18 protein-coding genes are annotated in these 24302 nt (G+C 59.6%); 15 read left to right on the forward strand and 3 right to left on the reverse strand.

All coding sequences use genetic code 11. The features are described from left to right. The first annotated feature begins 43 nt into the window (after positions 1-43). The 10 genes from AC1DD7_RS11235 to AC1DD7_RS11280 all read left to right on the forward strand — a co-directional run bounded on the left by AC1DD7_RS11235 (position 44) and on the right by AC1DD7_RS11280 (position 11345). A complete protein-coding gene (locus AC1DD7_RS11235) occupies positions 44-661 on the forward strand; it encodes an acyltransferase (RefSeq protein WP_477515028.1) in 618 nt (205 codons plus the stop codon). After that, a complete protein-coding gene (locus tag AC1DD7_RS11240; RefSeq protein ID WP_477515029.1) occupies positions 658-1749 on the forward strand; it encodes a DegT/DnrJ/EryC1/StrS family aminotransferase in 1092 nt (363 codons plus the stop codon). The genes AC1DD7_RS11235 and AC1DD7_RS11240 overlap by 4 nt, the downstream gene beginning before the upstream one ends. Next, positions 1749-2735, forward strand: a complete 987-nt coding sequence (locus tag AC1DD7_RS11245; RefSeq protein WP_477515030.1) for a Gfo/Idh/MocA family oxidoreductase — start codon at positions 1749-1751, stop codon at positions 2733-2735. The genes AC1DD7_RS11240 and AC1DD7_RS11245 overlap by 1 nt, the downstream gene beginning before the upstream one ends. Positions 2736-2921: 186 nt before the next feature. Beyond that, entirely contained in the window at positions 2922-4106 is a 1185-nt protein-coding gene (gene glf, locus AC1DD7_RS11250; protein WP_431115700.1) for a UDP-galactopyranose mutase, read from the forward strand. Continuing rightward, entirely contained in the window at positions 4103-6115 is a 2013-nt protein-coding gene (locus AC1DD7_RS11255) for a glycosyltransferase (RefSeq protein ID WP_477515031.1), read from the forward strand. Before glf ends, AC1DD7_RS11255 begins: the two co-directional genes overlap by 4 nt. A 2-nt stretch (positions 6116-6117) precedes the next feature. Then, a complete protein-coding gene (locus AC1DD7_RS11260) occupies positions 6118-6975 on the forward strand; it encodes an ABC transporter permease (RefSeq protein WP_224088060.1) in 858 nt (285 codons plus the stop codon). After that, a complete protein-coding gene (locus AC1DD7_RS11265; protein ID WP_216924014.1) occupies positions 6976-7707 on the forward strand; it encodes an ABC transporter ATP-binding protein in 732 nt (243 codons plus the stop codon). Between the two features lie 74 nt (positions 7708-7781). After that, complete coding sequence (locus AC1DD7_RS11270; RefSeq protein ID WP_477515032.1) at positions 7782-9896, forward strand: DUF6541 family protein; 2115 nt, start codon at positions 7782-7784, stop codon at positions 9894-9896. 3 nt (positions 9897-9899) lie between these two features. Beyond that, a complete protein-coding gene (locus tag AC1DD7_RS11275; protein ID WP_224088056.1) occupies positions 9900-10385 on the forward strand; it encodes a GtrA family protein in 486 nt (161 codons plus the stop codon). A gap of 3 nt (positions 10386-10388) precedes the next feature. After that, entirely contained in the window at positions 10389-11345 is a 957-nt protein-coding gene (locus AC1DD7_RS11280) for a glycosyltransferase family 2 protein (RefSeq protein WP_216924011.1), read from the forward strand. A gap of 87 nt (positions 11346-11432) precedes the next feature. Here the strand turns inward: AC1DD7_RS11280 and AC1DD7_RS11285 are convergent, their stop codons facing one another. Next, entirely contained in the window at positions 11433-14879 is a 3447-nt protein-coding gene (locus AC1DD7_RS11285) for a chitobiase/beta-hexosaminidase C-terminal domain-containing protein (RefSeq protein ID WP_477515033.1), read from the reverse strand. A 216-nt stretch (positions 14880-15095) separates the two neighbouring features. On the opposite strand from AC1DD7_RS11285, the gene AC1DD7_RS11290 reads away from it, so the two are divergent. Continuing rightward, complete coding sequence (locus tag AC1DD7_RS11290; protein ID WP_477515034.1) at positions 15096-15902, forward strand: hypothetical protein; 807 nt, start codon at positions 15096-15098, stop codon at positions 15900-15902. 86 nt (positions 15903-15988) lie between these two features. Further along, positions 15989-16525 carry a hypothetical protein gene (locus tag AC1DD7_RS11295; RefSeq protein WP_477515035.1) on the forward strand — a complete coding sequence of 179 codons (537 nt, stop codon included), beginning with the start codon at positions 15989-15991 and terminating at the stop codon, positions 16523-16525. Between the two features lie 72 nt (positions 16526-16597). Here the strand turns inward: AC1DD7_RS11295 and AC1DD7_RS11300 are convergent, their stop codons facing one another. Both AC1DD7_RS11300 and AC1DD7_RS11305 read right to left on the reverse strand, forming a co-directional pair. Next, positions 16598-17944: a hypothetical protein gene (locus AC1DD7_RS11300; protein ID WP_477515036.1), complete on the reverse strand. Its 1347-nt coding sequence runs from the start codon at positions 17942-17944 to the stop codon at positions 16598-16600. A 248-nt stretch (positions 17945-18192) separates the two neighbouring features. Beyond that, a complete protein-coding gene (locus tag AC1DD7_RS11305; protein WP_477515037.1) occupies positions 18193-20913 on the reverse strand; it encodes a GH25 family lysozyme in 2721 nt (906 codons plus the stop codon). A gap of 286 nt (positions 20914-21199) precedes the next feature. On the opposite strand from AC1DD7_RS11305, the gene AC1DD7_RS11310 reads away from it, so the two are divergent. From AC1DD7_RS11310 to AC1DD7_RS11320, 3 genes are read left to right on the forward strand one after another with little or no spacing between them, the layout of a single operon-like run. Beyond that, complete coding sequence (locus AC1DD7_RS11310) at positions 21200-22423, forward strand: CpaF family protein (RefSeq protein WP_477515038.1); 1224 nt, start codon at positions 21200-21202, stop codon at positions 22421-22423. Continuing rightward, a complete protein-coding gene (locus tag AC1DD7_RS11315) occupies positions 22423-23280 on the forward strand; it encodes a type II secretion system F family protein (RefSeq protein ID WP_477515039.1) in 858 nt (285 codons plus the stop codon). The genes AC1DD7_RS11310 and AC1DD7_RS11315 overlap by 1 nt, the downstream gene beginning before the upstream one ends. Beyond that, complete coding sequence (locus AC1DD7_RS11320; protein ID WP_477515040.1) at positions 23277-24218, forward strand: type II secretion system F family protein; 942 nt, start codon at positions 23277-23279, stop codon at positions 24216-24218. Before AC1DD7_RS11315 ends, AC1DD7_RS11320 begins: the two co-directional genes overlap by 4 nt. The last annotated feature ends 84 nt before the right edge of the window (positions 24219-24302 follow it).

A 24302-nucleotide genomic window follows, 5' to 3' on the forward strand; every position in this document is an offset into this window, starting at 1 on the left:
CGAGGACATGGCGTCTCGGCTAAGATGAAACTCGTTGTCGCGTGTGCTCAATGAGAAGGGACCTTCACCGGTGATAGTGGTTGCAGAGAGCGCCGATGTTTCAGACGAGGCGGTAATTGGTGATGGATCCAAGATCTGGCATCTGGCCCAGGTCCGCGAGAAAGCCGAATTGGGCGTCAATTGCATCGTCGGACGCGGTGCCTACATCGGCACCGGCGTCAAGATGGGGGACAACTGCAAAGTCCAGAACTATGCACTTGTCTACGAGCCCGCAGAACTGGAGGCCGGCGTGTTTATCGGTCCGGCAGTAGTGCTGACGAACGATACCTATCCCCGTGCTGTAGGTCCGGACGGAAGTCTGAAGAGTGCGCACGACTGGGAGCCTGTGGGCGTCACTATTCGTGAAGGAGCGTCCATTGGTGCCCGCGCCGTGTGCGTCGCTCCCGTGACCATCGGACGCTGGGCCACCGTAGCCGCCGGAGCGGTTGTTGCCAAAGATGTCCCTGATTTCGCGCTGATGGTCGGGGTTCCGGCCAAGCGGCGGGGCTGGGTCGGTAAGGCGGGCTTCCCGCTGCAGAACATTGGCGGGAACTGGGTATGCCCGGAAACCGGCGCCATATATGTTGAACAGAACGAGACACTTCGAGAGGTAGAGGCATGAGCCCCGAATTCATTCCCCCCGCCAAACCCATCATTGGCGACGACGAACGCAAGGCCGTAGAGGCAGTTCTGGCCTCCGGCCAGCTTGCCCAAGGCTCGGAGGTTGCGTCCTTCGAGCAGGAATTTTCCCAAGTACTTCTGGACGGCCGCGCAGCTGTCGCCGTCAACTCTGGCACCTCAGGGCTGCACCTTGGCCTTCTGGCCGCCGGCATAGGCGCCGGCGACGAAGTCATTGTTCCTTCCTTCACCTTCGCAGCAACGGCCAACTCGGTCGCACTGACCGGAGCCACGCCAGTCTTTGCCGATGTTGACCCGGATTACTACACGCTGGATCCTGCCTCTGTTGAGTCGAAGATTACCGACCGCACGGCGGCGATCATGCCGGTCCACCTTTATGGGCACCCCTTCGACGTCGATGCCATTGGCGCGCTCGCTGCGAAGCACGGGGTCAAGGTGTTCGAGGATGCGGCCCAGGCTCATGGTGCCGCTGTCAACGGCCGCAAGGTCGGAACCTTCGGCGACTTCGCCATGTTCAGCCTTTACCCCACGAAGAACATGACCTCCGGCGAGGGTGGGATGGTCAGCACAGGCCTGGCCGACGTCGAACGTCGCCTCCGTCTCTTGCGCAACCAGGGCATGGAGCGCCAGTACGAGAATGAGTTGGTTGGCTTTAACGCCCGCATGACCAACATCCATGCAGCCATCGGCCGCGTCCAGCTGACAAAGGTCGAAGGCTGGACCAAGACCCGGCAGGAAAACGCAGCCTTCTTTGACGCAAACATCGAAGGCGTCATCACCCCGAAGGTAGCCGAGGGGTATGAGCACGTCTACCACCAGTACACCATCCGCATTACCGATGACCGCGATGGTTTCGCTAAGGCATTGCGTGAGGAGTACAACGTCGGCTGTGGCGTGTACTACCCCATCCCGAACCACCGCCTTGCGCCCTTCCAGACATCGGATGAGCTGCCTGTAACTGAGGAATCTGCAGCCAGCGTGCTGTCCCTCCCGGTGCACCCATCGTTGAGCCAGGATGATCTGGACCGTATCGTGACGGCCGTCAACGCCATCGCAAAGGCAGGAAGCTAGTGGCAAACCTCCGCGCAGGCCTCATCGGACTGGGTATGATGGGCCGCCATCATGCCCGCGTCATCCGCGAGCTTGACGGCGTTGACCTGGTGGCTGTCGCGGATTCGTTCGGCGATCCACACAATGTTGCTGATGGCCTGACTGTCTACAACACAGTTGAGGAACTGATTGAGCAGGGAATCGACATGGCAGTGGCTGCCGTGCCGACCATCCTGCATGAGGAAGTGGCGTTGCGGCTTGCTGAGGCTGGTATCCACTGCCTCGTCGAGAAGCCGATCGCGAACGATTCCGAGTCGGGCGGACGCATTGCCAAGGCCTTCGAAGCCAATGGCCTCATCGGCGCGGTCGGTCACATCGAGCGCTTTAACCCTTCCCTGCAAAGCCTTCGCGAGCGACTCGGGAATGGTGACCTTGGTGACGTTTACCAGATCAGCACAAGACGGCAGGGACCCTTCCCGGCGCGCATCGCCGACGTCGGGGTGGTCAAGGATCTTGCGACGCACGATATCGACCTCACCGCATGGCTGGCGCAGAGCAACTTCGTGAACGTCGTAGCGCACACGACCTCCCGCAGTGGCCGCGAACATGAAGACATGGTTACAGCCATTGGCCACCTCAAGAGCGGTGTCGTGACCAACCACATCGTGAATTGGTTGTCACCCATGAAGGAACGTACAACGGTCGTTCTGGGCGAACGTGGGGCATTCATCGCCGACACCATTTCTGCAGACCTGACCTTCGTGGAAAACGGAACGTTCCAGACGGACTGGGATTCCGTTGCGGCCTTCCGGGGCGTATCTGAGGGATCCTCGACCCGCTTCGCCCTTGCCAAGCGGGAGCCGTTGAAGATGGAGCATGAGGCGTTCCGTGACGCAATCCTCGGAAAGTCGATGAACATCGTGACGATGGCGGAAGGCCTTGAGACCCTGCGGGTCGCTGAGGCAGTGCTGGACTCCGCCAAATCGGGCTCTGTCATCAGCCTCTGAGACGCCAAATCAAGCATCGCCTTTGGGGGAGGCTGGCCACGAGCCAGCCTCCCTCTGGTGTTTGTTGACCCCAGCCGCCCCTGCTTGTCCAAGGGCCCGGATACGGGGAACGCACGCCATGTCGGGTAGCCTTGACCAGTAGACGTGGGCACTTCTGTGCCCGCACGCCAATACACAGGAGAGTTTGTGAACGCTGATCTCGTCGTCGTCGGCTCGGGTTTCTTTGGCCTGACCATTGCAGAACGCGCCGCTACCGAGTTGGGGCTAAAGGTCGCGGTTCTTGATCGCCGCCACCATATTGGAGGAAACGCCTACAGCGAGAATGAAGAGAAGACGGGAATCGAGGTGCACCGCTACGGAGCGCATCTCTTCCATACTTCGAATGAACGTGTCTGGGAGTACGTGAACAGGTTCACCAAGTTCACGAGCTACCAGCACAAGGTTTACACCAGCCACAAGGGCGAGGTGTATCCCATGCCGATCAACCTCGGTACCATCAACCAGTTCTTCCGTGCAGCAATGAGCCCCACCGAAGCTCGTCAGCTCATTGCGGAGCAAGCGGGCGAGCTTGCCGGCACTGATCCCCAGAACCTGAATGACAAGGGAATACAGCTGATCGGGCGGCCCCTGTACGAGGCGTTCATCAAGCACTACACCGGCAAGCAGTGGCAGACGGATCCGAAGGACCTTCCCGCGGAGATCATCTCCAGGCTCCCCGTGCGCTATAACTACGACAACCGCTACTTCAATGACTCCCATGAAGGGCTTCCGGTCGACGGCTACACGGCGTGGATCGAGCGCATGGCGGACAACCCCAACATCGAAGTTATCCTCAACACGGATTTCTTTGACGATGGCGAATTCGGCCGGTCCTCGGTCCTTGGCCAGGTTCCGGTGATCTACACAGGCCCCGTAGACCGCTACTTCGACTACGCCGAGGGTGATCTCTCCTGGCGCACGATCGACCTCGAAGAAGAAGTGCTGCCGATTGAGGATTTCCAGGGGTGCTCGGTGATGAACTACCCGGACCCGGAGACTGCTTTCACTCGCATCCACGAGTTCCGCCACTTCCACCCTGAGCGCGACTACACGAAGGACGCGACGGTCATCATGCGCGAATTCTCGCGTTTTGCGGAGAAGGGGGACGAGCCTTACTACCCCGTCAACACATCAGAAGACCGCAGCAAACTGCTCGCATACCGTGATCTTGCGCGTGGCGAGAAGTCTGTACTGTTTGGCGGGCGTCTTGGAACGTACAAGTACTTGGACATGCACATGGCCATCGGTTCGGCCCTGTCCATGTTCGACAACAAGATCAAGCCGCACTTCACGGGCGGCGCCAAGCTGGAAAGTGGTGGAGTGGACGCATGACCGCCACAACAAACGAAAGCCAGGAGACTGCCATGACGGCCACAACAGCCGCAGACAGCCCGGCGTCGACTGAGCAGAACCTTCGAATAGTCCAGCGTGTGGTTTTCCCGGCCAACCGCGACCTCGATACCCTGCCGCTCTATGTCGATCCGGACACCAATAAGGTCCGCAAGCAGGACGACAACGGCACAGCAGTTGTTCAGGCAGTGGGCATGGCCCGCAAACTCCACCCGGAGGACATCCTGGACCGCGGGTCGGTGCAGGTGCGCCGGGGCGAGCGTCTTTCCTTTGGTTCCTACTTCAATGCCTTCCCGGCCAGTTACTGGCGCAAATGGACCATCGCCACAAAGACGGTTCTCCACATCGAGACCGAGGGCGAAGGAACGGTCATCGTTTACCGGTCGAATGCGCGCGGCGCATCGCAGCGCGTGGACTCGATCCTCGTTGAGGGAACTGCGTCGAACGAGTTCGAACTTACGCTCGCTCCCTTTGGCGATGGCGGTTGGTACTGGTTCGACCTCATTGCCGGCGGCGATGGAATGACGCTTAAGAGCGCCCACTGGGCTGTTCCTGATGAAGGCAGGCCCCAGGGGAAAGTCACGCTGGGTGTTACAACGTTCAACCGTGCCGACTACTGCCTTGAAACCATCAAGTCAATCGATGCCGACTCCGGTCTCCGTGAAATCCTCGCGGAACTGATCATCGTGGACCAAGGCAACAAGAAGGTGGCCGACGAAGACGGGTTCGACGCCGTCGCCGCATCCATGGGCGAGCAGCTGCGCATCATCAACCAGGGCAACCTTGGTGGTTCGGGTGGGTTCGCCCGCAACATGTACGAGATGCTCGTCTCTGACAAGAGCGACTACGTCATGCTTCTCGACGACGACATTGAACTTGAAACCGAAGGTGTGCTGAGGGCGGTCGCATTTGCCGACCTATGCCGTAAGCCCACCATCGTCGGCGGACACATGTTCGACATGTATAACAAGTCCGTTTTGCACGCCTACGCCGAAGTAGTGAATTTTTACCGTTTCCTCTGGGGACCCGTGGAGGGCCTGGGAAATCACGACTTCTCCGCAGAAGGCCTTCGTTCAACGCCACTGCTGCACCGCCGCTGGGATGCCGACTACAACGGTTGGTGGATGTGCCTCATCCCCAAGACCGTCGTGGAAAACATCGGACTCTCCCTTCCCGTGTTCATCAAGTGGGACGACGCCGAGTACTCCTTGCGTGCCCGCGCGGCAGGTTTCCCGACCGTTACCCTGCCGGGTGCAGCGGTGTGGCATGTCTCATGGGCTGATAAAGATGACTCTGTGGACTGGCAGGCTTACTATCACGAACGCAACAGGCTCATCGCGACTCTTCTGCATTCGCCGTTCCCCAAGGGTGGCCGGATTTTCCGTGAAAGCCTGAACACGGACATTAAGCACTTGGTATCGATGCAGTACTACCCAGAGCAAGCTCGTGTGATGGCTCTCCGGGACGTCTTGGAGGGGCCAGGCAAGCTCCACGAGCAGCTGCCCACCACAATGCCCAAGCTCCGTGCCATGCGCGAGGAATTTGTTGACTCCCAGATCAAGACCGATCCCGGTGCCTTCCCTGAGTCCTTCCGCAAACGTCCGCCGAAGAAGCCCCAGAGCTACAAGCAGCCGGGTGCTCTTGGCCTGCTGCCCTGGGCGGTTAAGACCGTCCTGAAGCAGACCCTTGCTCCGGTTCGCGATTCTGCCAAGACCAACCCTGAGGCCCATGTTGCACATCAGGACGGCAAATGGTGGAGCTTGGCGCATCTGGACAGTGCCGTTGTCTCCAATGCCGATGGCACAGGAGCGTCGTGGTACCAGCGCGATCCCAAGTTGGCACGCCGGCTTCTGGTTGAAACGACCCAGCTGCACGCGCAGCTTTTCTCGAATTGGGAGACGCTCCGGGCCCAGTACCGTGCGGCGCTGCCTCAGATCACATCGATGGAGTCCTGGCGAGAGACGTTCGATGCCTCGGAGCCCAAAAAGTAGCGATGGCCAACTCCACTGATATTTATGCTGTTCCAGGGGTAGGTGCCGGTCTGCTGGATGTGTTCCGGCGCCGGTACCTCCTCAAACTGATCGTCCGCAAGGAACTCAGGGTCCGCTACCGGGGTTCTGTGCTGGGCTTGGCTTGGTCATATGTGAAGCCGTTGGTCCAGTACTTGGTCCTGTTCTTTGCCCTGGGCATCGTCCTTCGCGTGGGGGACCAGATTCCCAACTACGCCCTGTACATGTTCTCCGGCGTCATCGTGGTCAATTTCTTCACGGAAGCGTTTTCGAATGCTACGCGCTCCATCGTGTGGAATGCCGCGTTAGTGAAGAAGATCTACCTGCCTCGGGAACTTTTTCCCGTGGCGTCGGTCTGGGTCGCTGCCGTGCACTTCCTTCCCCAACTGGTCGTCCTTCTGGCTGCTGCCCTTTTCAACGGGTGGCGACCAGATGTGATGCAGCTGGTGGGTGCAGCGCTGGGCTTCGTCATTGTGGCCGTAACCGCCACCGGCCTGGGTCTCCTGGCAGGTGCCATCAACGTGTTTTTCCGCGATGCAGAGAACATCGTGGACATGTTGATGATGATCGTCACCTGGACTTCACCCGTCCTCTATGACTGGACAATGATCCGTCGTCTGGCCCCGGACTGGGTCTTGACGATCTACCAGCTCAACCCCGTGACCGTGGCGGTGGAATTGTTCCACTGGGCGTTCTGGTACCCGACGGTCACCAAGCCTGTCGAACTGCCCCCTCACCTGATGTTGACGGGGTTGGCTGGACTGGGGATGGCCGCAGTTTTCCTTATCATCGGCCAGCTGGTGTTCCGCCGGCTCGAAGGCCATTTTGCGCAGGAGGTCTGAGTGGGCGCCGCCGTCATAGTCAAGGGCTTGAAAAAGACCTTCAATTTGCGTCACTCGCACTCCCTTAAGGAGACGCTTGTGTGGCTCGTCAAGGGACGCAAGGGTGACCTCACCAAGAAGTTCGATGCCCTGCACGATGTCAGCTTCGAGATACAGGATGGGGAGACCGTGGCCCTTCTGGGTTTCAATGGCTCCGGTAAGTCCACGTTGCTTAAGTTGATTTCCGGTGTCATCCTTCCCGATCAGGGCACTGTGCGGACCAAAGGCCGCGTTGCCGGCCTGATTGAGGTTGGGGCCGGGTTTCACCCGGATTTGTCCGGCCGTGAGAACGTCTTCCTTAACGCCGCGATCCTTGGAATGACAGAGCAGGAGATCAACGAGAAATTCGACGAGATCGTCGCTTTCTCGGAAATCGAGCAGTTCATCGACACGGAAGTGAAGTTCTATTCTTCCGGAATGTTCCTGCGCCTTGCTTTTGCGGTGGCAGTTCATACGCAGCCGGATATCTTCCTTGTGGACGAGATCCTGGCTGTTGGCGATGAACCCTTCCAGCGGAAGTGCCTGGCCAAGATTAAGCAGCTGTCCGACGAAGGCAGGACCCTCGTGGTTGTCAGCCATGACCTGGACATGATTTCGCGGATCTGCGACAGGGGAGTCGTCTTATCCTCCGGCACTGTCCAATTCGAAGGTCCGGCTGACCAGGCTGTCGCCTGGCTGCGGGAACGCAACTAAGTCCGGCATCCAATAGCAAGAGTCGTCTGTCAAGGGATGGCTAGTGGAAGCATCTAAGAAAGGCGATCGTAGGAATGGGTATCGGCCCGCTGCTGTTGTGTGTACTCCTGATCGTTGTGTTGTGGTGGGGTCCAGGCTGGCTTCTCGGAGAAGCACTGGGAGTGCGGCGAACCCTCCTGCCCGTCGTGGCACCATTGTTGAGCATGGGTGCCCTGACGGTCATCGGTGTGATGGGCAATTCCTTGGGGTTGAGCTGGCAGCTGCTTCCTGTATCCGCCGTTTTGCTGGTGTTGGCTGCTGTCCTGCTGGCTCTACGCCTCCTGTTGAGGCGTAGATTCCCTGACAAGTTCCAGACTCCCCTCCGAACACAGCCAAGCATTTTCGGTAAGCATCGATTTGCCGGCTCCTGGTGGATCCTGCTCGTAGGCCTTCTTGCAGGCGGAGCCGTCGCCGCCGTGTCATGGTTTGTCGGTACTGAGGGCCTCCTGGGGATAAATCAGGACTGGGACATTCCTTGGCATGCAAACATGATCCGGCTTATCTCGGTGAATCATGAATGGGATCCCGCCATAGCGGGCAACTTCGCCTACTATGACACCACTATTTCTGATGCGCCCATCAGGAGCTACCCCATTGCGTTCCACGCAGTGCTATCGCTGTTCTGGCCGATGAGTGGTGTCAGCATCCCGGTCTTCCTGAATGTTTTCGTCCTGGTGATGATGGCCGTTCAGTTGCCCCTGAGCGCCATGGCCTTGACTATGATCCTCACCCGCCGCCCGATTGCCGTCGCTGCCGCGGCTGCGGTTTCGGGATGGTTCACGGTCTACCCCTATGACTTACTGTGGCGTGGCCCGCTGATTCCATTTTTCGCTGGCATGCTGTTGGTGGGTCCATTCGTCTTCCTGGCAGTCAAAGGTGCCTTGGAGCGGCAAAAGTTCTGGGTTCTGGGCATTGCCTTCGGAGCAGTGGGCCTTATTGCCGTGCACCCCTCCCTGGCATTCGTAGTACTGCCGGTTCTTTTCTTCTGGCTGCTCTCCGCGCTGATTCGGCGCAAGGGCAGGATCCTGGGCATTACTGTTTACCTGGCGGTGTCAGGGGTTCTCGCGGCGATCATCGGCCTGCCGATCATTACCCAGATGCTCAAGGAATCTGAGCGCGTCTCCAAGATGATGTGGGCACCGGATACTGATCGCAACGGTGCCATCCAGAACATTGTTCTCCTGAACCATGGCTCCATGGCCATGCCGATCCTGACAACCCTTGTTGCCCTTGGCTGCCTCGCTGTTGCCTTCAGGATCCGCATGTGGTGGTACTTTGGCCCGGTCCTGGCTTTTGCGTTTCTGTCTGTTTACACCATGGGCAGCGAGAGCCCCCGTTTCCTGAACCTGACAGCACCTTTCTACGACGATCAATGGCGCATTTTCGGCGTCCTTGTCATGCTCCTCGTGCCGCTTGCGGGCTTGGGCGTTGCCCAGTCCGGAGAGGCAATCGAATGGGTCGTCCGGCGGTTCCGCAATCGTCGGGCAGAATCCCACGAGTCCGGCGGCACGAATGGGCGCAGGCCGAACCACGTCGTCACGGCAGCGGCCGCCGTCGCGGTTTTGTTGGTATGCGGGGTCGGCGCGATCCCATATTTCAAGCAAAATGCCCAGCGCATCAACATCAATACAAAGATTGATGGCCCCACCCTCAGCTCATCCGAAGTGGATCTGCTGAGCAAAATTGACCAGTATGTTCCCCAGGACGCCACCGTGCTGAATGACTCCTGTGATGGTTCCGTATGGATGTACGCACTCGGGAACCGAATGCCGATGATCCGGCACTTCGAAATACTTCCTACCAACCGCCAGCTGCTTGTCCTTCAAAAGCTCCCTGAGTTGGCGACTGATCCCGACGCACGGGCGGCCGCATCGGAGCTTGGTATCGAATGGGTGTACATAGCTGACGGTCGGATCCGGGCCTGGGATGAGCCCAAGTCGGGGTTGACCCATCCTGATTCCATCCCTTACTTGAAGCTTGTTGTGCGTGATGGAAACGCAGCCTTGTACCGGATCGATTGGTCCCAGCTGCCAGGTGGCAAACAAGCCTTCGACGCCGCTGCCAAGGACCGAGTGCAGCTTGACGGAGTCCCGGGAATCCTCGAGAACCGGAAACCCGATGGCATCGCCCCGCTTGGAAGGATCTGCTAACCAATGAAGGCATTCATCAAAAAGTTCCTCTCGTCCAGTTTGTTCAGATTCCTCGTGGTGGGCGGTCTGAGTTTCATTGTGGACCTCGGTCTGCTGGCGCTCTGCTTCCAAGTCTTTGGTTGGCCGCTTTGGTTGGCCACGGGCGCAGGATTCTGGGGTAGTTTCTTCTTCAACTACTTCCTGCAGCGCCACTTTGCCTTCGGGGGAGGCGGAACGGCTCTCGGTGGAGTGCTGCGGTACTCAGGACTCCTGGCCTTCAACACTGTGGCGGTCATGGGAATCGTGGAGCTCTTCCAGTTCCTGGGTGCCGGATATGTTGCCGGTAAAGTGGTTGCGACGATTGTGACCATGGGATGGAACTACTTCATTTACAAGCACTGGATCTTCCCGCAAAAGAAGCAACCGAAGAGCGCCAGCGGACAGACAGATGGCGCGTCGGGCACTGACGCGCCAGCACAGAAATTCACACCTAACAGCAGCGAAGGATAATCGATGTATCGAGGCGTTCGAATTGCCGCGGTAGTACCGGCCTATAAAGAAGAGAACCACATCGCACAGGTGATCGAAACGATGCCTGATTTCGTCGATGACATTGTCATTGTTGATGACTGCAGCCCCGACGACACCTCCGGGGCTGCCCTTCGGGCGGATGACGGCAGGGTCACCTTGATTCGGCATGAGGTCAACCAAGGCGTGGGTGGCGCCGTTCTGACGGCGCATAAAGCGGCAATGGAGTTGGGCTCCGACATCAACGTTGTGATGGCCGGCGATGCCCAGATGGATCCGGAGTACCTGCCGCAGCTGCTCGATCCGGTGGTGGATGGTTACGGTTTTGCCAAGGCCAACCGCTTCTTTTCAGGTGAGTCTTTTGCCGGCATGCCTGGCTACCGCATCTTTGGCAACATCGTTTTGTCGTTCATGACAAAGCTGGCCTCGGGTTACTGGCACATCTTCGACCCCCAGAATGGTTACACGGCGATCCGGACGGAAGTTCTTCGTCGCCTGCCAATGAATAAGGTGGCCGCACGCTACAGCTTTGAGAACGACCTCCTGATTCACCTGAACATCCTCGATGTACCGATTGTGGATGTCCCAATTCCTGCTGTTTACGGCAATGAGGTTTCCAGCATCAAGCTCCGGAAGGTGATCCCCGAGCTGCTGGCCATGCTCTTTGGCGGCTTCTGGCGCCGTGTTTGGTGGAAGTACATGGTCTGGTCCTTCTCAGCGGTGGCTCTTCTGCTGATCGCAGGCATCGCCCTTATTGTCATGGGTCTCGTGGCAGGGATCTGGGTTCTCGCCGCAAGCGTAGGATCTCCTACCGCGGGATCGGTGATGTTGGCTGTTGTGCCCTTTGTGCTGGGAGTCCAGATGCTGTTGGTATCCCTCCAACTGGACATACAGGCAAGTCCAAACAGACCCACGATGCATCCCATGAAGGAACGTACGTAGGGAATTCCTGTAACAAGAAGGGGAGGGTCAGGACGCTTGGCGTCCTGACCCTCCCTTCTCTTTCCTGCCGGGGTCACGTCCTTGCTGCTAGGGGAGCGACGTGAACCCTCCCCAGCCCCACCCGACCTGGCTCCGGGAGAGCCATCCTGATGTTCCGTTACCGGGGTACAGGAAGAGGTTGCCACCGGAGTCGCGCGCAAGGACATCGTTCTTGCCGTCTCCGTTGAAGTCGCCGGGGCCCAGGATTGCAGTCATCCCGCTCCAGCCGCTTCCAACTTGGACCCTGCTCAGCCAACCGCCGGTACCGTTGCCTGGATAGAGCCATAGGATCCCCGACGTGTCCCTGGCCAGGACATCGGTCTTGCCGTCGCCGTTGAAATCGCCGGTACTCAGGATGGCCGTCATGGAGTTCCACCCAGTGCCAATCTGGGCGCTTGATACAAAGCCCCCAGTGCCGTTTCCGCGGTACAGCCACAGGACACCAGCCGAATCCCGCGCCAACACATCGGCCTTGCCATCGCCGCTGAAGTCCCCTGGCGCGAGGATGAGCGTCATGCCCGACCAAGCCGTGCCGGCCTGCACCCTGGGCTGGAGCCCGCCGGCCCCGTTTCCCGGATAGAGCCAGAGGACGCCATTGGTATCACGCGCCAGGACGTCGCTTCGTCCATCACCATTGAAGTCCTTGGTGGGAACGATCGCGTTCAGCAAGTTCCAACCAGTTCCCAGCGAACGTTGCGTCAACCAACCACCGCTTCCGTTACCCGGGTAAAGCCATAGCGTGCCGCCATTGTCGCGTGCCACGACGTCGTTCTTTGCGTCGCCGGTGTAGTCCTTCCATGTGTTGGCCGGTGGCGCCGTCACGATGTAGGCCTGGCTGATGATCGCCGAACTGTTGTTGGACGGATCCACCGCGAAGTACTTCAAGGTCATCGCGGCCGTCAGCGTGATGGCTGTGGAGTACTTGTTGGCGGCTGTGGCAGTCGGAGTGGTCCCGTTGGTTGTGAAGTAGATGCTCGAACCCGCTTCATTCACCGTGAGGGTGATCTGCTGGTTCGCCGGGTAACTGCCCGCAGGTGGAGTCACGGTGACCACCGGTGGGGTGGTGTCCAAGACCGTGTAAACGCTGGTAGTGACTGCAGAAGCATTTCCATACGCGTCCACAGCAAGGGCCTTTACGGTGGTGTTAGCCGTGAGTGCGAATGGACTCGAGTATGCTTTCGTGCTTCCCGCCACTGCAGTAGCGGGCGTGGTGCCATCCGTTGTGTAGAAGATGCTTCCAGGTTCGCTGGAAGTCATGGTGACAAGCTGCCCTGATGCGTAGGCTCCGGCAACGGGTGCAACCGTCAGAACCGGTGCAGTGTTGTCAAGGACGTACGTCTGGGTCGCTACCGTTGAAGAGTTGCCCGCGGTGTCGCGTGCAAAGTACTTCAACGTCATCGACGACGTCAACGCGATCGGTCCCGAGTAGACAGGACTGGACGTTGTCGGCGTCGTGCCATCGGTGGTCACGTAGATGGTGGCTGCTTCGTTCACGGTGAGGCTGATGGTTTTGTTTGCCCCGTACGTTCCTCCGGCCGGATCGACAGAGACCACAGGTGGGGTGGTGTCGGCAGCGAAGACAGTGACATTCCTGGTTGCGGTGGAGGTGTTCCCTGCGTTGTCCATGGCTTCCACCGTGAACGCGACAGGACCGTTGGGTACGTTGGCATAGGACTTTGGCGATGTGCACGCTGTGAAGGCGTTGGCGCCCAGCTTGCACCTGAACCCGGCAACGTCAGTGGACGTTGAGGCAAAGACGAACGACGGCGAGATGCCCACTGTTGCGCCTTCTGCAGGAGAACTGATGGACACCTGCGGTGCGGTCAGGTCGGTGGTAACAGTCACCGATGCCACGGCGCTGATATTGCCTGCCATGTCTGTCGCCCGGACCCGTAGGACGTGCTGTCCTGCGGTTGTGAGGTTGAAGACATAGCCGTTACTGCAGGCCGTGAAAATGGTGGTGGAATCGACCGAGCAGGACAGGACGGAGTCCGCCTCCGAGGTCACGCCCAGGACAGGCGAACCGTTGACTGTAGCTCCAGCAGCGGGTGAGGTGATCACCGGGGCGGCTGGGGCAGTCAGATCAACCGTGAATGCCCGGGATACGGGCAGCCCTGTTGGTGCCGCACGAACGGAGAATGTGTAGGCGCCGTTGGTCAAGGCGGTTGCAGGCGTAAACGTTCCACTCGTGCACACTTGCCAGACAGGTGTTGCGGTACTCAATTGGAGACTGCATTCAAGGGCACCGCCCGGAGGCGTTGAGGCCACAGTGAAAGTAGGAGTGGAATCATTGGTGAACGCCGGGTTTGCTGCCTGGGTTCCGTTAGCCGCCGTCGGACCGCTCACAATCGAAGGTACGACGCCACCGAGGCTGAGCAACCTGCCCTGCTGGGTTGGCTTGGCAGGATCCAGCTGACCTGGGTCTTCCATGAGCAGGAGCTTGCCGTCGCGCATGTTCAGTCCACCGATCTTGCTGAAACCGAGCGCCCATTGGTTGGTTACGGTGTCGGTGCTTAGGTCGATACGCGAGACGGTGTCCTTGCCGGCGTCGGCTGTGGTGGTTCCGCCACCGGTTCCCGTGTACAGCACCAAGGGCGACTGCCAGTCGTAGTAGATGGCCGTCGGCTTGCCGACGTTATAGAGCGGTGCTGGTACGAAGTTGGTCAGCACTCCGTCCTCGGGTGCGGTGAACACGGTCAATCCTGAGGTTTCAGCGACATAAACCACTACGTTGCCGGCACTGTTGCGGTGCGTGGCGGCAAGGCTCAAGGAGCTTGAGTTAACCGAAGCGATTGATTCGATGCTGGGATGGAGGGCCGTCGGATCCACGATCTTCACAATCGACCGGGCATTGCCGAACGACAAATAGATGTTGCCATCGGGGCCGTCACTGACCGCGTTCGGACGGAGGTCGCCGTCGAAAATGGTCAACTGGCTGTCATAGTCGAATACGCCTGTGCTGGGCTTCCAAACCGCGCGGACTACCTCGGAACTTCCGACGGCGGCATCCGGAATGAACGCGATTTCGTCGCCCGAGCCGTGATTGGCAGGCGACGGATCAATCATTGCGGGAGTTCCGGCCAGGGCCGGTCCACTCTTATGGCCAGCCAACGTGCCTCCAAGGCAGGTGCCTGTTTCGAGCCCGCCCGGGGTGGCGCCCGCAGCTTCGGTCACGCGGCAGAATCCGGCACGCGCATCTGAGACCCAGATCCTTCCGGCCGGGTCCACCACCGAACCTGCGGCTTTCGTGAGACCAACGGCGACGGTTTGGCGGGCTTGGTCAGCGCTGGCGGCCCCCGCTGTGAATACACCTGTGAGCGCTGCTGTAGCCAGGCTCGCCGAGGCGATCAGTGCGGTGACTTTGTGGCGATGCCGTCCTTCAACCGTCCCGCTGATGGCGGAGGGATGGGAGTTTCCATGAGATGTTCTCGAGCGACCGGCGAAGGCAAGACACGCCAAACCAAGCTGAAGAACACTGCGATTGCGCGTGTCCACCGAGGGATCCCCACTTCATTCGGATGCTCCCCAGCTCCGCATGCATTGGTTATTCGCCCCACGCCGTTTCCGGCTGCGTCTACGTACATCTTCCCCCAATTTTCACATTTGTCACTAGGTACTTTTCGATGCGGGACATTTTTTTGGTCCCCTTTCGCCTTTCCCGATGTCTTGACCGGGCAATCGCAGCCCCGCACGATTGAGGTGGAGGTCACAATGCGCAGACTGTTTCCGATGGTGGTGCCGCTGGTGATGCTGTTGGTCGCCTGTACGCCATCGCCACAACCACCCCCGGGAACGAGTACCTCGTCGACAACAACCGGCACGGCAACCACCAGCGCCACAGCGGAGCCCAGCCCCTCGCCGTCGACGGTTCCCAGCACTGGCACCACGGGTGACGGCGAGCCCTTGGGCGACGGTGATGAACCTGGCCGCTACGCCTATCGATGCACAAGCCTTGACGCCTCGCCGGAAGTCCAGTTGTCGAGTCTCGCCGAGGTCTGGGCTGCCACCAACTACACGCGGATGGGCTCCTGCGAAGTCACTTACACCGGAACGGATCCGTTCGAGCCAACGCCCCGGGAAGCAGAAGCAATTTCGACGGCGGCGCCACAAGGACCGGGGGACGATGGAGGCCTGGCAGTGTTGTTGGACGTCCTCCGGCTCTGCACGCGGGTCAGTGATGAAAGCGGTCCGGGTGGATTTGAGGAAGCCGGACACGGGACGTTGCTTGCCGCGGCCTCACTCTGTGCGGATGCTCCGCAGGGCAAAATCATCGCAGCCTGGGCCGAGGGCACAAGGATGGCTGATGGCAGCCATTTGGTGGGCGATTCGGTGCAACCTGGCAAATATCAAGTCGTCAAGCAAGGCCCTTCGGCAGCGGATTGCAGGTGGTCCTTAGCCGGCGCAGGGGGTGCAATTGCCGCCGAGGGAGGACTTCCAGCGGTGGGCGAAGGCGTCGATCTTGCTGCCGGCCAAAACTTTACTAGTGACAAATGCGGAATTTGGGGGAAGATGTACTAAGACGCAGCCGGAAACGGCTTGGGGCGAATAACCAATGCATGCGGAGCTGGGGAGCATCCGAATGAAGTGGGGATCCCTCGGTGGACATGCGCAGGCGCAGTGTTCTTCAGCTCGGCGTGGCAGCTATTGCCTTGGCCGGTTGCTCAGGAACCAATGTAGATACTTCCCAACCAGCCGCACTTGATATGGCGCCTGTGGTCGCGAACGACGACAAAATCCCGCGGGAACGCCCGGAACCTTTGATACGGTATCAATTCACGTGCACAGGTGCTGATGGCAGCCTGATAGGCAAGTTCTCGAGCCTTGAAGAGGTCTGGGCATCCACGCGCTACATGCACGTCACCGACTGCCAAGTTGACTATGTCGGAAAAGGACCACATATCCTGACTCCGGAGGAGACGGCCGCCGTCAATGCCGCCCTTGCAGCGGGTGCCGTTCCCGGCGACGCCTCTGCTCTCTGCTTGCGCATCATTAAGGCATGCACCCGGACGGACCCCAGGACGCTTGCAGCCTCGCTCGCCGCTTATGGGGTTCCCGTTGTGAAAGGCGCCCTGACGCTTGCTCCGCTGGCGCCGCAGGCGGCTGTGCTCACCAAGTGGCTTAAGACGGCAGTGTCCGGATAGGTAGGCGGCTGCCAGGAGGGCAGACACGGAAAGGCGCGGACCACGATTGGTCCGCGCCTTTAGTCCGTCTGTTCAGGCAAGTAATGAATTCATGGCATTGATAAGTGTGGTCTCCACGCCATTCGTGCCCGCCTTGAAATGGGCCAGATGGCCATATACGGTCATTGAACCACCAGCAATTCCTGGGAAATCGGGTTCCCAGCCGCCCTCATAGCTGCCAAGTGGCATGGAAGGGGGAAAGAATTCATTACTGGGTATATAGCAGCAGGACTCATTCGCATATCCGCCAACGATGATTCCGTTGGTCCCACCGTTCCGATTCCGGAAATAGGCCGCATATCCACTAACGAGTTCGCCACCGATCATGGCGATCTTCAGCTGGGGGCTGCCGTTGAACTTCCACACTTGGAAGGGGGATGGCACTGCGGTTTTGTAGCTATTGCTGTCAATTCGTCCGATCATGACTTGGGCATGACGCTGGTACCACTGCGGCTGGCCATTGGGGTTCGGCAAACGGGCCACGTATGCGGCACGTACGGCGGCCAGATTTCCCGCAGTCGGTGTGATGTCCAATGGAAGCTGGACCTCCTGGTAGCGCGTCACCATGGGGCCGCTGAGCGCCCTGCCGGCAGACTGCATGTTTGAATTTACGGTCGCGCCGAGGGCGTCCCCATGCTGGTCTCTGAGTTCCCAGCTGCGGACCCCTCCTGGATCCTGGTCCCCGGCGGGTCCCTGCACAAACATGGCGAAACAGTTCGGGTTTCGGTTCTCGATGTAGTTGCAGGCGCCGGCTGCGAAATCTCCATCAAAGAGCGTGCGCAAACCTGCGCTGATGGGGTGGCAGCCGTAGCTGAAGATCACAGCCGCCGGTGTGCCGTTGCCCCGCCTGGCTACCAGAATGGGGACCGCGGTTTCTGTGTAAGGGAGCCCCACCCTGTTCGCGGAAAAATTCTGGGTTGAGACTTTGTAGTCGAAGGTCACGGCCTCCTCGTTCGCGTCCAGTGCTTCCTGGGCAAGGTCAACGATTGTGTCTTCCAAGTCATCACTGTACGAGCGGACCAACCCGAGGTCTGCCAGTCCGTAAGCCATGAAGGGATGCAAGGTGTCGATCAGCGCGGGACCGTTGTGTGTATGTGTCGCTTGGATCAGGATGTCGCTGCTGGACCAATCCGCGAGTTGAATGATCCTGTCGCGGATCCGTTGATGCATGGCCCGGGGCACTGCCAGGACATCCAACGAGATGATGATGTGGGGATGAGCGTCTTCCCAGATGAGGATTGCCCGGGCATAGAGGGGCTCGAACGGCGAACTGCTGGTGGCCTCCCGTCCGCCATCGGTGGTGCCATATCCGGCCATATACGGATTGGTGCTTAGCGACGGCGTAATGTCTGCGCTTGCAGTTGCAACTCTAAACGCCATAAAAGATCACTCCTTGATTGTGCGCAATGGGTGATCTTCGCTTGCCCCCAAACAAAGTCCGTACCCCGAATGCGCTGAACAGCCAATACGTGAGACCACCTTCATTAGACCATGTGATTCAGCAATTTTGGCCGCTCCGAGGCGATATTTATCGCCTGCGCGTATCTGGCAGGGGCCCGGAATCAACCGAGGGCCCCGTTCATGGAAGATTTCCACGAAAGGGCCCTCGAAAGTGGGCTGCGTGCCTGCTACTTTGCCGCTGGTGAGAGAATCGTCAGGGAATTCCACCCTGTGCCGATTCGAGTTGGTGTTCCCCACGAGCTGTTTGAACCCACCGGGTAGTACCGGAGCTCGCCTACGGTGGTTCGGGCGATGACACCGCTGGAGCCTGCTCCGGCAAATCCACGGACTGCACCGAAACTTGTGATGACGTTCCAACCTGTTCCGACCACGCGCGCTGCTTCCTGCATGAAGTTGCCGGTGCCGTTGGAACGGTACAGTTTCAGATCGCCCGCTGCGTTTTTTGCCAGGAGATCGGCATTGGAGTCTTTGTCAAAGTCCATTTGAACTATGTCCAGGCCAGTCCAACCGACTCCGATGGAGATACCGGTGGACACCGTCTTTCCAATGGGGTTGCTGAAGTAGTACAGCCGACCCGTGGAGTCGTATCCTACGATTCCGGGATGTGCATCAGCCTTTTTCCACGTCCCAACACTTAGCGTCCAGTCCTTCCAATTGCTGCCGAGGGCGATGGGGGCCCCAAAGCCGCTGCCGGTCCTGCCCGGGTACACGTTTAGCCGGCCGTCGGACCACTGCGCCACAATGTCCAGGGCGCCGTCTCCGTTCCAATCCGTGACGAACCCGGCTTTCAGGCCGGCCCACCCTGTTCCGATGAGATCCTCGGGCAGTAGCGCAGTGGTACCCGTGCCGGGATAGCGGTAGAGGTTGGCATCGGCGCGGACCGCGACCACATCTTCCTGGTCGATGCCGAGTGTTGTCTCAACATCCAGGGGAGCGTCGCTGATCCGGATCGCGTCATCCCAGCCCAGTCCGATGAGGCTGCGGTCGGCCCACGAACCCGAGACGGCTGGGTAATAGTAAAGGTCACCGTTGGCGGTGCGGGCATGGAGTCCCTGGGACCCGGCACCGCTGAAGCCGATTGCTGAACTTACCGACGTCATGCCATTCCATCCGGAACCGATCACTTGGGCGGCTTCGTTGAGGAAGCTACCCAAGCCATTCGAACGATACAGGCGAAGGGTGCCGTCAGAGGTGCGCGTGACAATGTCCTGGCTACCGTCGCCGTCGAAGTCGATCTGGTTCAACTGGTGCCCGCTGAAGCCGGTCCCGATCAGGACCCCGGCCCCCAGCGCTCCACCCCCGGTATTCGGGTACCGATACAAATTGCCCAGATAGTCCTGTCCTATAACGCCCGGATAGCCGTCTTTGGAGTTCCACCACCCGACTGTCAGGGACATTTCCTGCCAGCCGGAACCGACTTGGATGGGAGCATAGAAGCTGCCGCCAGGAGCACCGCGGAAGACCTTCAGCGTCCCGTCGGACCACTGCGAAAGAATGTCCTGGACGCCGTCCTGGTTCCAATCGACGACGTACAGCGATTTTGCACCGGTCCACCCCGAACCGATGGTCACTGGACCCGTGATCCGGCCGCTTCCGTCGGCCGGAAATGCATCGAGCCTGCCGGTTGAGCTTGTAGCCAGGAGGTCGGCACCGGACTTGATGGATGGGTTGGAAGGGGCTGAGGCACCACGGGCGAAGGTCCGCAGCTGATCGTAGCTGCCGTTGAAGATGTTCGAATCACCTTCGAACGGCCCGGTGCTGCTGTACTGCCACATGGTGTAGTCGCCCCAGCTGGCGGGCAAGGATCCAGGAGAGTTCGTGGGGTTGTTCCAGTATGAGGCGATCCACAGCGGGTAACTCCCGAACGTGGAGTTGCCTACGCACGTATTCCACCAATCCGTGGTGCTGTAAATGACCGGAAAGCGCCCCGTCAGGGCTTTGACCGTGTTGCCGAAATCGGCAGCCCACTGTCCAAGTTGTGCCTTGGACATGTTGTAGCAGGTGTTGCCGAAGTAGAAGCCGTTGATGGTACGTCCGGCGTAGGGGTTGTATTCGATGTCCAGGACTGGAGGAAGTGTGTAACCGTCAGCTGTCCATCCGCCGCCATTTGCCACGAAGTATCTCGCTTGGTCCGCACCCGAAGACCAGTTGGGGATGGCAAAGTGATAGGCGCCTCGAACCATGCCGACGTTGCGGGAGCCGTCATATTGCTGTGCATAGTTTTCGTTCAGGTAATAGTTGCCCTCGGAGGCCTTTACGTAAGCCCAACGGGATCCTTGGTTCCATTGGCTTTGCCAGTTCACGTTGCCCTGGTGCGCGCTGACGTCCTGTCCATGGATACCGATGGTTGGCCTCCAGTGACCTGGATCGGCGTCCATCGGCACCACCTGTCCCACGGTGCGTGAGCCAGCAGGCCCTGAATTTCCGCTGCCTTGCTTTGCCGCTATGACCCTGGGTGAGCGCTGACCCATTTCTGCCCCGCCCGCCGGAATCGCAGCGCGCATTGCTGCCTTCATGGTCTCGGCATCCGGAGCATTGCCAGGCATCACCTTGGTGCTTGGCAGCGCAGCTGGATCGTCCACAGCCGGGCCGACGGCCGGCTGCGGAGCGACAGCAGGTGAAGGCTCGACGGCGGTGGGCACCTGCGGCTGGTTGGTCACCGTCCGGGCGCTGTCCTCGGGGACGGCCCCGGAGTCCGTCGATGGTTGAAGTGGACTCGGCGCTGGCGACTTCTGTTCGGCGATGGGGGCTGGCGCTGGCCGGGGGCCGGAATCCTCCGCCCATGCAGGACCGCCGGGAAAAGTCCCTGCAAGGAGGGCCAGGCAAAGGGCGATTCCAGTCCTTGCCAGCGGCATGCGATGGACCGACTCTATGGGGGTTCTTGTCATATCCAATTCCGGCCCTGTGCCGCGGTTCAGCGGCGCATGGTGTGGCTTGCTGACAAGCTCCGGGGCGGGCGCCTGCGCATGGGACCAAAGGCCAGCTCCTAACGGGCTTTACCCTAACATTCGGAAACTGGAGTGACTAGTGGTACAGGCGATGCTGGAGGGACTCTTGTTCCAATAGTTATCCACAAGCCCCCAAGCAGGACTTGGCCCTCGATAGCGGCTCCCTTAGCGTAGGTCACTCGAGATACGCCTCTCGGATACGGACACGAAGGTTTTTGGGGGAAATATGGAGGCCGTTGGGATTGTGGAGGGTGAGGTCCGCGAACTTATCAGACGCCGCGGCTTGGACCCCTTCGAACAGACCGCGGAAGTCCGACGCTTGGTTGAGGACGCGGTCAACGACTACGACGAAAGGGCTCTCCTTGGACCTCTTCCGCCATTGGGACATCTGGAAACCGCCCGCAGGCACGTCTTTGACGCCGTAGCGGGATTCGGTCCGCTGCAGCCGTTCCTGGATGATCCTGGAATTGAGGAAATTTGGATCAACGCGCCCCACGAAATTTATGTCGCGCGTAATGGGGAGTCCGAGCTGACGGGAATCACCCTGAGCGAGCAGCAAATCCGGGACCTCGTCGAACGGATGCTCAAGAGCTCGGGGCGGCGGCTGGACTTGTCGTCACCGTTCGTGGATGCGGCCCTGCCGGACGGGTCACGGTTGCATGTTGCTATTCCGGACGTGACCAGGAAGCACTGGGCTGTCAACATCAGAAAGTTCATCGCCAGGGCGAACCGGCTTGAGCATCTCGTCGAGTTGGGAAGCCTCACACCCCAATCTGCCAGGTTCCTTGGTGCAGCCGTTGCAAGCGGACTCAACATCCTCGTTTCCGGTGCCACCCAGGCAGGGAAGACCACTATGTTGAACTGCCTTGCAGCAAGCATTGGCTCACGTGAGCGCGTAGTAACCGTTGAAGAGATCTTTGAATTGCAACTCCCTCTGCGCGACGTCGTGGGTCTCCAATGCAGGCAACCGAACCTGGAAGGTCATGGAGAAATTCCGTTGCGAAGGCTCGTTAAGGAAGCCCTTCGCATGAGACCTGACCGCTTGGTGGTTGGCGAAGTCCGCGAAGCCGAAAGCCTGGACATGCTGATTGCGTTGAATTCCGGGCTGCCTGGCATGTGCACAGTCCATGCGAATTCGGCCCATGACGCCGTCACCAAGATTTGCACCCTGCCTTTGCTGGCCGGGGCGAACATTTCCAGTGCATTCGTCCTTCCCACAGTTGCCTCGTGCATTGACCTGGTGGTGCACTGTGCCCGGCAGGCCAATGGGCGCAGGCAGGTAACGGAAATCCTGTCGTTGGGGCGCCGCGTGGAAAACGGGGTCATCGAATCCTCGGTGGTGTTCCGCATGCTTGAAGGGCAGCTGCAGCCCAAAGCCAACTCCATGCCGGCGGTCGATAAGTTTGCCGTGGCTGGTTTTGATGTTGCCGCGCTGCTGGAGCTGAACTGATGGCCCCGCTATTGGGGATCCTTTGCGGCGGTGGAGCAATGCTTATCTGGTGGTCCACCTGGGAGCATCCGCCAAACGTCCGGGCCAGAGAACCCCGGCCACGACGACTGGAACTTCTCTTGCTCTCGGCGGGCATAGAAAAGGTCACTGGTGCGGGCCTCCTTCTCAGTTGCACTGGATGCGGAGTCATTGCGATGCTCCTGTTCTTCGTTGTGACCGCGTCATTGCCCGTCTGCCTTTGTTTCGGACTCTTTGGCGCTTGGATTCCTTTTGGCCTCGTGCGTCGACGGGCGCGGAAACGCCGTGCCAGCCTCCGCCAACTGTGGCCCGATGTTGTTGACCACCTCAGATCCGCCATTCGCGCAGGCCTGGCTTTGCCAGAGGCCTTGATCCAACTTGGGCACAACGGGCCGGACGAACTGCGGGGCCTGTTCCTGGATTTTGGTGCCGACTATAGGTCGGGCGGTCAGTTCGATGCGGCTGTAAACAAACTCAAGGACCGCCTGGCAGATCCGGTGGCTGACCGGATCATCGAGGCACTACGCATGACGCGGGAAGTGGGTGGCTCCGACCTTGGGCGGATGTTGGGTACGTTGGCAGGGTTTCTTCGGGAAAGCGCCCGGACGCGCAGCGAACTCGAGGCCAGGCAGTCCTGGACCGTAAACGGTGCCCGGCTTGCTGTCGCAGCACCCTGGATAGTCTTGGTGGTCATGGCCGGTAGACCTGAAGCCATGCTTGCCTACAACTCCGGAATCGGGGCCGTGGTGCTGCTCGGCGGACTTCTTGTCTCGGTTTTGTGTTACGCAGTCATGCTGCGTATTGGGGCATTACCCGAGGATGAACGGGTCCTGCGATGAGCACTTCGACCGCCACCGCAACACTCCTCGGATTACTCCTGGGCGGAGGGACATGGTTGATTCTGGTGCGGCTTCCCTTCATGCGCGGCAGGACATTCGCGGAGCGCATTGACCCTCAGCTTAAGTCGCAGAATCTCGAGTCGCGCCTCCTCCGGGCGCCTACGCATAATCTGACACCCTTTGGACCATTGGAACGCATTCTCCGCCCAGTTATCCAAGACGGAATTGGCTACTTGTCCCGTTTTAACAGTGGCGGCCCAGCCTTGCGAAAGAGACTGGCTCGAGCCGGGTCCGCGAAAAGCGTGGTGGATTTCAGGGCGGAGCAACTGGTGTGGGCCGCAGGCGGCTTCCTGCTTGCCGTGATCGGCGTAGGGCTGGGTGCTGCCTCCGGACGATTCAGCCCGCTTCCATCACTGGTGTCGGTAATCGGGGCTGCCTTTTGTGGATACGTGCTCCGCGATTTCGTGCTTGGCCAAAAGATTAAGCGCCGCGAATCGGTGATTCTCGCGGAGTTTCCCAGCCTTGCCGAACTCATGGCCCTGGCCGTCGCCGCCGGAGAGAGCGCAGTGGGCGCGATGGACAGGATCTCCCGTACCTCCACCGGCGAGCTCGCCAAAGAATTCACCGCGGTTCTGTCCGATACGAGATCAGGAAAATCTCTGGTCCAAGCACTCCAGGCGTTCTCTGCCCGAACACAACTGCCGCCCCTCGTCCGATTCGTCGACGGATTAGTGGTGGCCGTGGAGCGGGGGACTCCGTTGGCCGATGTACTTCGGGCACAAGCTGCCGATGTTCGCGACGCTGCGAAGCGGGAGCTGATGGAATCAGCCGGTCGAAAAGAAATCGGCATGATGGTGCCCCTGGTATTCGGGGTCCTTCCACTAACGGTCATTTTTGCGGCGTTTCCTGCACTCGCCGCTTTGCAGTTGAGCCTTTGACGGGACCAAGCCGGGTTCATTAGCCCATGACCTTTGTCCGCCCGTCGCACATTGCCAGCAATACAAACACACACACATTGGGGA

This window comes from Paenarthrobacter sp. 10L412, from assembly GCF_056395565.1.